We start from the raw sequence: 12,558 nt of genomic DNA, 5'->3' as shown, positions 1-12,558 counted from the left end.
GAGGGCCGCCGCTGGGGCGGCCCGTGGGGGAAAGGCTACGGCTGGGGCGGGGTGGCTGGCTTGTCGCTGGGTGTACCCCTTGTTGCGTTTGGGCGCACAGGGGGTTGGAGCGGACCTGTGGTCCGCCATCGCGATTGAAATCGTTCCCAATGTCTCGGGATTTTCAGTCCAGCCGGAAAATCGTTGGGTTTCGCTGTGCTCTACGCCAACGTACGGGAGCGGTGCGATACCGATTGCGCCACCTGGAAGCCCTCAGAAGTAGTAACCAATGTTGCTGTAGAGCTGGTTTTCCCAGTGATCGGTACCGCCCGCGCCCAGGCTCTGGGTGTAGCTGCCGCCACCGATGTAGGGGTCGTTCTTGCCGTGCAACCACTCCAGGGCGATCCACAGTGGCCCGAGGGTGAAGGAGGTGCCGGCGATGAAGCGCTGGGAGTCGCGGAACTCTCGCTCGTCCTTGTCGAACAGGCTGTAGTTGCCATAGAGCTTGATGCCTGAGAACCAGCCGTAACGGCCCGGTACGCTGTAGCTCAGGTCCGCCACGTAGAGGTTGCCTTTGGCCGCGACGTTGAAGGTGCCGTCGAAAGCGCCGAAGCTCACCAGGCGATCGTCGCCGGGGTTCTCCGGAGTCATCCGTTGCCGTGCCGCCTGGAGCTGAACACCCCAGGGGCCGTTCTGGGCGGTGACATGGAGGGCGGCGGCGAGGCGCCGGCCGTCGCGATCGGTGTCCTGGTTCTCCAGGGAGGAAGCCAACAGCGACGCACCCAGCTCCCCGCTCCAGTCCCCCGCGTCGTAGTGATGGGCGAGGCGGCCGACGAGCATGTCCTGTTCATGGTTGTCGCTGCCGTCCACCACGTAGTCGTCCGCCGTGGCGACGCTGGTGCCGTAGGTGCGTCCGCCGCGGCTGGTGCCCCGGCCCTGCTCGGCGGGAATGGGGTAGTACGCGGCTTGCAGGTCCCACTCGCCGCGTCTGGCGAGGTACTTGAAGCCGATGCTCTGGGTGTCCTCCAGGCCGATCACGTTGCCCAGAGTCTCGAAGAAGGTGCTGCCGAAATACGGCGCGAGGCCGAAGGGCACGGCAGTCTGGCCCACCTGCAGTTGCTGCTCGGGGGTGAAGCGGTAGCCGACCCAGGCGTACTCGGCAAAGGCGATGTCGCCCACGTCGTCGGTGTACTCGTAGGGGTAGGCGTCGCCGTAGAAGCGGTACTTGGCGGCGGCGATCCAGGTGTCCGACCGGTAGTCGGCGGTGAGGAAGAAGGTGTCGAAGCTGAACTTGGAGATGTCCCGGTCGGGATCGTAGTCCAACCGACCGCGCAGCGCGCCGCCGAGGTCGAGGTTGTCGGTGATCGGTACGGCGGCGGCAGGCTGGGCCAGGCCGGTAGCGAGCAGGATGGTGAAAATCGAGGTAAGCCGAGTGCGTTGCAGGTGCATGGACCGCTCCGGGTGGTTCTTGTCGTTTGAGGTGAGGAGGGCCGCCGCCGGGGCGGCCGGGAATCAGCCGAAGTCGCTCTGGGGATGGTTGCGACGCATCAGCACGGGGACGGCCAGGTAGCCGAGGAAGGCGATGACGAAGGCAGCAGGCGCAGAGGCGGTGGCCAGGGTGCTGTCATCGGAGAGGTGCAGGCCGATGCCTGCCAGGGCCGAGACGAGCCACGCCAGCAGGCCTCGGGCGCGGAAGGCCGGCAACTCGCCCTGGCCGTAGCGTGGGCCTCGGGTCGCCAGCAGGTGGGCGAGAGCGATGGCCACCCAGCCGACGATGAACAGGCTTTGATAGGACAGGGCCTGGAGGAGATAGCTGAAGACGTCGAAGCGCATCAGCAGGTAGGCCAGCACCCCGGTCGCCACGGCCCAGGCCGCGTAGGGCACGCGGCCCAGTCCCAGATGGCCGGAGAAGGCCTGGAGGTTGGTGACGGCGAGGTAGAAGTTGCCGGTATTGATGCGGGTTTGGCTGATCCACACGAAGAGCAGCCCGGACAACCCCATCAGTTGCACGATGGCCAGCACTACTGAGACTTCCGACAGCCCGCCCTCGGTGGGAATGGTGGCGGCAAGGAAGATTCCCACCAGGCCATTGAGCAGGAAGGCGACAGCGTAGAAGGGCATGCCGAAGTTGATCCGCGCGTGGTAGCAGCTGTCCTCCTGCTTGCCGTAGCGGGCGTAGTCCCAGGTGAACATCATCAGCACCCAGATGCCCATGAAATAGGTGAAGCAGTTCCACCAGCCGTTGGGCACCGGGCCGCCAGCCGGAGCCAGTTCCAGCCAGGCGGAGGAGTAGCCGTACTCATCGATGGCCATGACCACCGCCGCGGCCAGGCCCAGCAGGTAGAAGGGCAGCAGTAGACCGTTGAGCTTGTCCAGCCAGCGCATGGCGTTACCGAAGATCAGCAGAATGCTGTAGGTCACCACCAGCAGGAAGGCCAGGGGCAGCGAAACGGAGGGCAGGTAGTGATGCAGGGCGACCGCCATCACCGAGCCTTCGAACACGCCGTAGTAAATGGCTGTGGCGCTGAAGATCAGCGTGGCCAGGGCCGCGCCGCTGCGTCCGAACAGCACCTGGGAAAACTGCGCCACCGACAGTCCGCTAGCGATGGCGTGACGGGACAGCACGGCGTTGATGGCGCCGTAACTGACCACCGACAACACCAGGCCGATCAGTGCGTTCCAGGTGCCGTAACCCATGGCCAGGGCGGCGGCCACCACCAGGTAGAACATCGCGCTGCAGATGCCCCACCAGGCCATGGTGAGGGAGCCGCGACCGAGGCGCTGGGCCTCCGGCACGGATTGTCCGGGGGATGAATGATCGTTCGAAAGTGTTCCAGCCATGACCGTTTCTCTTGTTGTGTTGAGGGGGAAGCCCCCTGAAACGGTAAGGAAAAGCCGGCTGGCAGGATTGGCGTTTGGCGCACGTGTTTTTGCGCTTTGGTGTACATCAGCGCCGATCGGTGCTGATCCGGAAGGCAAGGCGAGGGCGTTGATGCCTACTTGGCGTGGGCGTGGAGGCATGCCGGGTGCCGTTACCCGAAGGGCAGTGCCCTGGCATTGACGGTTTGGTGCGTTGCCTCGGTGCGTTGCCTCGTGCCTCGGTAACGCACCCTACGTAGTCCGGCGGGCATGTCGGGTGCCGTTACCCGCAGGGCAACGCACCGGCATTGACGGTTATGGTGCGTTGCCTCGTACCTCGGTAACGCACCCTACGTAGTCCGGCGGGCATGTCGGGTGCCGTTACCCGAAGGGCAGCGCATTGGCATTGGTGCTTTGGTGCGTTGCCTCGGTGCTCGGTAACGCACCCTACGTGATCCGGCGGGCATGTAGGGTGCCGTTACCCGCAGGGCAACGCACCGGCATTGGTGCTTTGGTGCGTTGCCTTGTATCTCGGTAACGCACCCTACTCAGTGCCCGGCGTCGGCCTGCATGATATCGGCGATGATCGGCACGGGGGTCATCAGGTGGTTGCGCATCATTTCGCTGGCGCGGGCGGCGTTGCGGGCGAGGATGGCGTCCACCAGGGCGGCGTGCTCCTGCCGCTTGCGCTCCAGGGCCTCTTCGGAGAACACCGTCTGGGTCAGCCAGAGGTGGCGGTAGCGTTCCGCCTGATCGAACAGGTAGGTGCGGGCCTGAAGCAGGTGCTTGGAGCCGCACCCGGCAGCGATGGCGGTGTGAAAGGCCTTATGACGCTGGTCCCAGATATCCAGGCGCTGTTCGCGGGTCTTCACTTCCATCACCTTGGCCAGGGTGTGAGAGTGGGCCAGGACCTGGGCTTCCCAGGCATCGTCGCCGCGCTCGATGGCCAGGCTGACGATCATCGCTTCCAGGTTGGCGCGGGCGTCGTAGATGTCCTTCAGCTCTTCCAGAGACATGGGCGCCACGCGGTAGCCCTTCTGGCTGATGGCGACCACCAGCTTCTCCGCCACCAGTTGCGAAAGGGCTTCCCGCAGAGGGCCCACGCCCAGATCGTAGCGATCCTTCAGGGTACTCATCAGCAGCTTCTCACCGGGTTTGAACACGCCACGGATGATGTCCTGCTTGAGTCGCTCGTACCCACTGAATGCCGAGTTCTGGCGAGGGGCGAGTGCTTCCAAGGTGCAGTTCCTCAAATCGTTTTGCGAATCATACCCAAACGTCTTTTTGTCGAGAAATAGTGGGCAAACGAGCGTTTTATTTTCGTTTTTAAAAAATGTAGACATTCTTATGTTGTGGCGATATTTTTTGCTCGCCCGCCACCCAACGGGCCTGTCGCCCCCCCCTCTTTGCCAGGAAACCGCCATGAACGCCTTTACGAAGATCGAGAACCTTGTGATGCCGTTGCCGCTGGAGACCCGTGGGTTCACCGTCGAACCGTCCCAGCAGTCGCCGCGCCTGCTCGAGATCACCTTCGCCCGGGAAACCGTCGAAGCCTTCGTCAAGACCGTGAGCGAGTGGCCGGTGCAGGCTCTGGAGTACAAATCCTTCCTGCGGTTTCGCTTTGGCCAGATTCTCGACGACCTCTGCGAAGGCACCCTGCGCCCGGTGCTGCTGAACACCATCCTTGACCGTGGCACCGGCGGCATGCTGATCACCCCGATGGGGCTGGATGACGTGAGCCAGGCCGAGGACATGGTGAAATTCACCACCGCCTGCGCCCACCTGATTGGCCGCTCCAACTACGACGCCATGAGTGGCCAGTTCTACGCCCGCTTCGTGGTGGTCAATACCGACAACTCCGACAGCTACCTGCGTCAGCCCCACCGCGTAATGGAGCTGCACAACGACGGCACCTTCGTGAACCAGATCACCGACTACGTGCTGATGCTGAAGATCGACGAGAAGAACATGGAGGGTGGCAACTCCCTGATCCTGCACCTGGACGATTGGGAGCAGTGCGACGCTTTCTTCAGCCACCCCCTGGCCCGCCGTGAAATGCGCTGGACCGCGCCGCCGAGCAAGAAGGTCACCGAGGACGTGTTCCACCCGGTGTTCGACACCGATGCCGTGGGCCGTCCGACCATGCGTTACATCGACCAGTTCGTGCAGCCGGAGAACTTCGAGGAAGGAATCTGGCTGAACGCCCTGTCCGAGTCTCTGGAGGCCAGCCCGCAGAAGCTCTCCGTGCCGGTGCCGGTGGGCAGCTTCCTCCTGATCAACAACCTCTTCTGGCTCCATGGCCGCGACCGCTTCATCCCCCACGAGGGCCTGCGTCGCGAACTGATGCGCCAGCGTGGCTACATCAGCTACGAGAAGCCGCGTTACCAGCGTGGTCAATAATCCATGAAACGCGACGGGGGCTGCCGCGGGCAGCCCTTCGGTGTACCCGCTACAAGGGTTCGACCGAATAACGATTTTCAGCGCCTTTGCGTGAGGTAGCGACTGTGTACGATTTCATCATCGTCGGCGGCGGCATCGTGGGCATGTCCACGGCTATGCAGCTGATGCAGGTTTACCCGGACGCCAAGGTTCTCCTCCTGGAGAAGGAATCCGGCCCGGCCCGGCACCAGACCGGCCACAACAGCGGCGTGATTCACGCCGGCGTCTACTACACCCCCGGCAGCCTCAAGGCGAAGTTCTGCTTGGAAGGCAACAAGGCCACCAAGGCCTTCTGCAGCAAGCACGGCATCCGCTATGACGAGTGCGGCAAGCTGCTGGTGGCCACCAACGAGCTGGAAATGGAGCGCATGAAGGCGCTTTGGGAACGCACCGCAGCCAACGGCCTGGAGCGTTACTGGCTGTCCACCGCCGAACTGCGCGAGCGTGAGCCGAACATCGTCGGCATGGGCGGCATCTTCGTGCCTTCCAGCGGCATCGTCAGTTATGCCGAAGTCACCGCCGCCATGGGCCGCGAGTTCCAGGGCGCCGGTGGCGAGATCCACTACAGCGCCGAAGTCACCGGCCTCGACGAGCGTGCCGATGAAGTCGTCGTGCGCACCCGCACCGACGAGTTCCGCAGCCGCTATCTGATCACTTGCTCGGGGCTGATGGCCGACCGCGTAGTGCGCATGCTCGGTATCGAGCCGAATTTCATCATCTGCCCGTTCCGTGGCGAGTACTACCTGCTGCCCAAGCAGCACAACCAGATCGTCAACCACCTGATCTACCCGATCCCGGACCCGTCCATGCCGTTCCTCGGCGTGCACCTGACCCGGATGATCGACGGCACCGTCACCGTCGGCCCCAACGCCGTACTGGCGATGAAACGCGAGGGCTACCGCAAGTCCGATATCTCTGTCTCCGACCTGTTCGAGACCCTGACGTCCCCCGGCATCCTCAAGGTGCTGGCGAAGAACCTGCGTCCCGGCCTGATCGAAATGAAGAACTCCCTGTTCAAGGGCGGTTACCTCAAGGAAGTGCAGAAGTATTGCCCCAGCATCACCAAGGCTGACCTCACCGAGTACCCGGCCGGCGTGCGTGCCCAGGCGGTTTCTCGCGACGGCAAGCTCATCGACGACTTCCTCTTCGTCAACACCCCGCGCAGCGTGAACGTGTGCAACGCGCCGTCTCCCGCCGCCACCTCCGCGATTCCCATCGGCGCCCACATCGTCGACAAGGTCCGCGAGCAGATCGCCGCGACCGGCGGAAAATTCAGCATCAAAGCCACCGACAACGAGCAGCGGGCCGCCGGCTGAGCCGTCGCCACCGCCGCCCCCATTGAGGATGACAAGCGTGCAACTGAAAGACTCCAGCCTGTTCCGCCAGCAGGCCTATGTAGACGGTGCCTGGGTCGATGCCGACAACGGCCAGACCCTCAAGGTGAACAACCCCGCCACCGGCGAGCTGATCGGCAGCGTGCCGAAAATGGGCGTCGCCGAAACCCGCCGCGCCATTGAGGCCGCCGAGCGCGCACTGCCGGCCTGGCGTGCGCTCACCGCCAAAGACCGCGCCAACCGCCTGCGCCGCTGGTTCGAGCTGATGATGCAGAACCAGGAAGACCTGGCCCGCCTGATGACCCTGGAGCAGGGCAAACCCCTGGTGGAATCCCGCGGCGAAATCGCCTACGCGGCCTCCTTCCTCGAATGGTTCGGCGAAGAAGCCAAGCGCGTCTATGGCGACATGATCCCCGGCCACCAGGCCGACAAGCGCCTGATGGTGATCAAGCAGCCCATCGGCGTCACCGCGGCCATTACCCCGTGGAACTTCCCTTCCGCGATGATCACCCGCAAGGCCGGACCGGCCCTGGCCGCCGGCTGCACCATGGTGCTCAAGCCCGCCTCCCAGACCCCGTACTCCGCCCTGGCCCTGGCCGAGCTGGCCGAACGCGCCGGCATTCCCAAGGGCGTGCTCAGCGTGGTCACCGGCTCCGCTGGCGAAGTGGGCGGCGAACTGACCAGCAACCCCATCGTGCGCAAGCTGACCTTCACCGGCTCCACCGAAATTGGCCGCCAACTGATGGCCGAGTGCGCCAAGGACATCAAAAAAGTGTCCCTGGAGCTGGGCGGCAACGCGCCCTTCATCGTCTTCGATGATGCGGACCTGGACGCGGCCGTGGAAGGTGCGCTCATCTCCAAGTACCGCAACAACGGCCAGACCTGCGTCTGCGCCAACCGCCTGTACGTGCAGGACGGCGTGTACGACGCCTTCGTCGACAAGCTCACCGCCGCCGTGGCCAAGCTGAAAATCGGCAACGGCCTGGAGGATGGCATCACCACCGGCCCGCTGATCGACGCCAAGGCGGTGGCCAAGGTACAGGAGCACATTGAAGACGCCGTCTCCAAGGGCGCCCGCGTCGTTTCCGGCGGCAAGCCCCATGCCCTGGGCGGCACCTTCTTCGAGCCTACCGTGCTGGTAGACGTGCCGAAAAACGCTGCCGTGGCCAAGGAAGAGACCTTCGGCCCTCTGGCGCCGCTGTTCCGCTTCAAGGACGAAGACGAGGTCATCGCCTTCTCCAACGACACCGAATACGGCCTCGCCGCCTACTTCTATGCCCGCGACCTGGGCCGCGTATTCCGCGTGGCCGAGTCCCTGGAGTACGGCATCGTCGGCATCAACACCGGGATCATCTCCAACGAAGTGGCGCCCTTCGGCGGCGTCAAGGCATCGGGCCTGGGCCGTGAAGGCTCCAAGTACGGCATCGATGACTACCTGGAGATCAAATACCTCTGCATCGGCGTGTAAGCGCGGCAGAGCGACAACCGGCCCCTCTGGAGCGCCCACCCGCGCCAGAGGGGGCGTGACTCACTATTCACCTCGGACGGGCCGGCACCTCGGCACGAGGACCGTTTCGTCCAGCGAAACACGTAACCTGGGAGCAAGCATGAACACCAACCAGAGCCTGCAACAACGCCGTATGGCCGCCATCCCCCGTGGCGTCGGCCAGATCCACCAGATCTATGCCGAGCGTGCCGAGAACGCCACCGTCTGGGACGTGGAAGGCCGTGAATACCTGGACTTCGCCGGCGGTATCGCCGTGCTCAACACCGGCCACCTGCACCCGAAGATCATGGCGGCAGTCCAGGAGCAACTGGCCAAGCTGACCCACACCTGCTTCCACGTCTTCGGCTACGAGCCCTACGTGGCCCTGGCGGAAAAGCTCAACCAACGGGTGCCGGGCGATTTCGAGAAGAAAACCCTGCTGGTGACCACCGGCGCCGAAGCCGTCGAGAACGCCATCAAGATCGCCCGCGCTGCCACCGGCCGCGCTGGTGTAATCGCCTTCACCGGCGCCTACCACGGCCGCACCCACTACACCCTGTCCCTGACTGGCAAGGTAGTGCCGTACTCCGCCGGCATGGGCCTGATGCCGGGCGGCATCTACCGCGCCCAGTACCCGAACCCGGTGCATGGCGTGTCCAGTGATGACGCCATCGCCAGCATCGAACGCATCTTCAAGAACGACGCCGCTCCCAGCGACATCGCCGCCATCATCCTCGAGCCCGTACAGGGCGAAGGCGGCTTCAATGTCGCGCCGAAAGACTTCATGGCCCGCCTGCGCGCCCTGTGCGACCAGCACGGCATCGTCCTCATCGCCGACGAAGTGCAAACCGGCGCTGGCCGCACCGGCACCTTCTTCGCCATGGAGCAGATGGGCGTCGCCGCCGACCTGACCACCTTCGCCAAATCCATCGCCGGTGGCTTCCCCCTGGCGGGCGTGGCTGGCCGCGCCGAGTTGATGGACGCCGTGGCCCCGGGCGGCCTGGGCGGCACCTATGCCGGCAGCCCCATCTCCTGCGCTGCTGCCCTGGCGGTGATCGAAGCCTTCGAGAGCGAGAAACTGCTGGATCGCGCCAAGTCTGTGGGTGAAATCCTTACTGCCGGCCTGCGCAAGATCGGCGAGCGCCACAACAGCCTGGTGGATGTGCGCAACCTCGGCGCCATGGTCGCCGTGGAACTGTTCGAAGGCGGCGACACCGCCAAGCCTGCCGCCGAGCTGACCGGAAAAGTCGTCGCCAAGGCCCGGGAAAAAGGCCTGATCCTGCTGTCTTGCGGCACCCACTACAACGTCCTGCGCATCCTCGTGCCGCTGACCGTCAGCGATGCGGACCTGGAGCGTGGTTTGGCTCTGATCGGCGAGTGCTTCGACGAGCTCGCCTGAGGACACCCAGACAGCGGCCCAGCGGGCCGCACGATTTAGAGCGTCACCCTGGTCCCTGCTCACCCGCGCCTGCCCCGTCACACCGTCCGGGGCAGCGCGGGCTTTTTTTGCTCCCGCGGCTCTGGTGAGCGCGGAAACCGACGCTGCCCAGGGGGCACGACAAGAACAAAGGTAATGCCATGCAAGCAGATAAGAACAACCTGAGTCATGGGTTGAAGTCCCGCCACGTGACCATGCTTTCCATTGCCGGCGTGATCGGCGCCGGCCTCTTCGTCGGCTCTGGCCGCGCCATCGCCGAAGCCGGCCCGGCCACCATCCTGGCCTACATCTTCGCCGGCGTGCTGGTGGTGCTGGTGATGCGCATGCTGGCCGAAATGGCCGTCGCCTCTCCGGACACCGGCTCCTTCTCCACCTACGCCGACCAGGCCATTGGCAAATGGGCCGGCTACACCATCGGTTGGCTCTACTGGTGGTTCTGGGTGCTCATCATCCCCATCGAAGCCAACATCGCCGCCACCATCATCAACACCTACGTGCCGCAGATGGAGATCTGGGTGCTCTCCCTGGTGATCACCCTGCTGCTCACCGCCACCAACCTGTTCAGCGTGAAGAACTACGGCGAGTTCGAGTTCTGGCTGGCCCTGGTCAAGGTGGCCGCCATCGTCGGCTTCATCATCCTTGGCGCCTGCGCCATCCTCGGCCTGCTGCCCAGCACCGGTGTCAGCGGCGTCTCGCGCCTGTGGGACAACGGCGGTTTCATGCCCAACGGCTTCGGCGCCGTGCTCAGCGCCATGCTGATCACCATGTTTTCCTTCCTCGGCGCCGAGGTGGTCACCATCGCCGCCGCCGAGTCCGACGCCGCCGGCAAGCAGATTTCCAAGGCCACCAACTCGGTGATCTGGCGGATCACCCTGTTCTACATCCTGTCAATATTCATCGTCGTCGCCCTGGTGCCCTGGACCGACCCGCGCCTGGCCACTGAAGGCTCCTACGTCACCGTGCTGGACACCCTCGGCGTGCCCCACGCCAAGGCCATCATTGACTTCGTGGTACTCACCTCGGTCACCAGCTGCCTCAACTCCTCCCTCTACACCGCCTCGCGCATGCTCTATTCCCTGAGCCGCCGTGGCGACGCCCCGGCCTGCGCCCAGGTGACCACCCGCAGCGGCACCCCCATCTACGCCGTACTGCTGTCCACCGGCGCCGCCTTCCTCACCGTAATCGCCAACTACCTGGTGCCCTCCAAGGTGTTCGGCTTCCTGATGGCCAGCTCTGGCGCCATCGCCCTGCTGGTGTACCTGGTCATCGCGGTTTCCCAACTGCGCCTGCGCAAACGCCTGATGGCCGAAGGCAAGGCCCTGAGTTACCGCATGTGGCTGTTCCCCTGGCTCACCTGGGGCGTGATCCTGTTCATCAGCAGCGTGCTGGTGCTCATGCTGTTCCGCCCGGACCACCGCGTCGAGGTCGTGTCCACCATGGTGCTGGCCACGTTAGTGGTCTGCTCCGGCCTGCTCATCACCCGCCGTCGCTCGCGGGAAGTGCAGGGTGGGGCGGCGTTGCGCAGCGCCCAGGGCTGAAGCCCCGGCTCACTTCGTAATGCTGTTCACTTAAGCGGAGCAGCATTACGGTTCACCGGATAGCGGGTTTTTGAAATCTTCACCGCCCTTGGCCTTGTGGGCCTTGGGTGGTGATCGAGGACCAGCCCTCCAACTCCCGCGCTCAGTTCCGACAAGCGTCTGCCGGTTGCCGAGATCGGGTTGGCCGCTGCCATGACGATCAGTTGCACGGTGATGTATTGGCAGGCCGGCTTGAAGCGTCTCTCGGATCGCGAGCGACCAAAGGCCACAGCCGCCTGACTCGCCTCGCGGCGGATGATGTTGTAGGCCAGGAGCAGTCCCCAGACTTCCTGGTAGATCAAGTCGGTCTTCTTGCTGCGCAGGGTCACTGCATTCTGCTGCATGGGGCTCTTGATATCTCGGAAGCCCAGCTCGATCTCCCAACGCTCCTGGTACAGCTCGGCAACGGCCTTGGCACTGTGGCGATCGGCCGGCAGCGAGGTCAGGACGGTATTGACTTTGCCCTGCCGTTCGTAGCCGACTTCACGCGCCTCCCAGTAGCCCGGTAGCACCGGGTTACAATTTCGCGCCTGCGGCGAAACTTTCATGCGCAGCAAGCGATCCTGCTTGCCGTAACGGATCACCTCTTCGCTGACAGGGCCTTTGCGGGCCGGGATCAACCAGTGGCGCTGCTCGCCGTGAAGGGCCAGGGTCAGCAGCAGATCGGCACTCCAGAAGCCCTTGTCGAACAGCGAGATCGAGTGGTCGGGAATTTGCTGAAGAAAGGCATCGGCCAGACGCATTTCGCTACGCCGGTAGGGGCTCAGTTGGGCATCCAGAATCAGGTGGGAGCGCACATTCATCAAAGCCACCAGGCGCATCATGGGAAACGGCGTCTGCCGCTCGGTGGCGGCATTGCCGGAGCCGAAGTGCTCCCGTAGCTCCGGCGTATCCGGGGTGCGCAGGAGGGCACCGTCCACCGCGAACACCCACAGGTCCTGCCAGGTATCACCGTCATAGCACTCACTCCCCCACTGATCGCCCGGCTGGCTCGGCACCCAGCCGCTTGCGGGCTTCGCTGATGCCACTCCTGGCCAAAAGATCGTGAGAGGCCAGCCCCTTCGCACAGATGTTCAGCCGTCTGGCTACCTCATGGACCGGTTCATCGCGGAACAAGGCCATGCCCAGTACCAGCCAGAGCACCGGATCGGTCGGTAGCCGGCGACGACGAATGGTTGCTTGGGTGGAAAGATCCAGCGCGAACGCCACCCATTCGATCGGGATGTTCTGGGTAAAGGTGCTCAAGTCAGAGAAGTTGAACAGCTCGCCCAGATCCAGCAACTGTTGTTGGAAGGACATAAAAAATCCGATGCCAGAAGATCTAGCATCGGATTTTCAAGGAAGCCCGGCAGCGACTCAAATGCCTAAGGAAGGTCTGAAGTAGCCCGGTATTTCTCGCCGACTTCAGCCTCCGTCGTTTTTTGAAAGCGGGCCGTCGATCAAAAT

The 12,558-nt window shown here is 64.0% G+C and carries 8 protein-coding genes and 1 pseudogene; 5 read left to right on the top strand and 4 right to left on the bottom strand.

All coding sequences use genetic code 11. The features are described from left to right. Nucleotides 1–252: 252 nt before the first annotated feature. The 3 genes from PJW05_RS03550 to csiR all read right to left on the bottom strand — a co-directional run bounded on the left by PJW05_RS03550 (nucleotide 253) and on the right by csiR (nucleotide 4,076). Complete coding sequence (locus PJW05_RS03550) at nucleotides 253–1,428, bottom strand: porin (protein WP_108240872.1); 1,176 nt, start codon at nucleotides 1,426–1,428, stop codon at nucleotides 253–255. Nucleotides 1,429–1,491: 63 nt separating this feature from the next. Next, a complete protein-coding gene (locus tag PJW05_RS03545; protein WP_108240871.1) occupies nucleotides 1,492–2,820 on the bottom strand; it encodes a purine-cytosine permease family protein in 1,329 nt (442 codons plus the stop codon). 566 nt (nucleotides 2,821–3,386) lie between these two features. Beyond that, a complete protein-coding gene (gene csiR, locus PJW05_RS03540; RefSeq protein ID WP_031690351.1) occupies nucleotides 3,387–4,076 on the bottom strand; it encodes a DNA-binding transcriptional regulator CsiR in 690 nt (229 codons plus the stop codon). Between the two features lie 184 nt (nucleotides 4,077–4,260). On the opposite strand from csiR, the gene glaH reads away from it, so the two are divergent. The 5 genes from glaH (at nucleotide 4,261) to gabP (ending at nucleotide 11,073) form a co-directional block, all read left to right on the top strand. Next, complete coding sequence (gene glaH, locus PJW05_RS03535; RefSeq protein WP_108240870.1) at nucleotides 4,261–5,238, top strand: glutarate dioxygenase GlaH; 978 nt, start codon at nucleotides 4,261–4,263, stop codon at nucleotides 5,236–5,238. 104 nt (nucleotides 5,239–5,342) lie between these two features. Beyond that, complete coding sequence (gene lhgO, locus PJW05_RS03530) at nucleotides 5,343–6,593, top strand: L-2-hydroxyglutarate oxidase (protein WP_108240869.1); 1,251 nt, start codon at nucleotides 5,343–5,345, stop codon at nucleotides 6,591–6,593. Nucleotides 6,594–6,630: 37 nt separating this feature from the next. Further along, a complete protein-coding gene (gene gabD / locus PJW05_RS03525) occupies nucleotides 6,631–8,079 on the top strand; it encodes an NADP-dependent succinate-semialdehyde dehydrogenase (RefSeq protein ID WP_108240868.1) in 1,449 nt (482 codons plus the stop codon). A 139-nt stretch (nucleotides 8,080–8,218) separates the two neighbouring features. Then, the gene (gabT, locus tag PJW05_RS03520; protein WP_031690347.1) at nucleotides 8,219–9,496 is read left to right on the top strand and encodes a 4-aminobutyrate--2-oxoglutarate transaminase; all 1,278 of its coding nucleotides are present in this window, start codon (nucleotides 8,219–8,221) and stop codon (nucleotides 9,494–9,496) included. Between the two features lie 179 nt (nucleotides 9,497–9,675). Then, on the top strand, nucleotides 9,676–11,073 hold the full coding sequence (gene gabP / locus PJW05_RS03515; RefSeq protein ID WP_108240867.1) for a GABA permease: 1,398 nt from the start codon (nucleotides 9,676–9,678) through the stop codon (nucleotides 11,071–11,073). Nucleotides 11,074–11,099: 26 nt separating this feature from the next. Here the strand turns inward: gabP and PJW05_RS03510 are convergent. Beyond that, nucleotides 11,100–12,411 (bottom strand): annotated as a pseudogene (locus PJW05_RS03510) (IS4 family transposase). Nucleotides 12,412–12,558: the final 147 nt, after the last annotated feature.

The sequence above is a fragment of the Pseudomonas sp. Q1-7 genome, from assembly GCF_028010285.1.
In the GTDB taxonomy this organism is placed as follows: domain Bacteria; phylum Pseudomonadota; class Gammaproteobacteria; order Pseudomonadales; family Pseudomonadaceae; genus Metapseudomonas.
The sequence above is the reverse complement of the archived record's forward strand: the minus strand, read 5'-3'. Positions and strand labels throughout refer to the sequence as shown.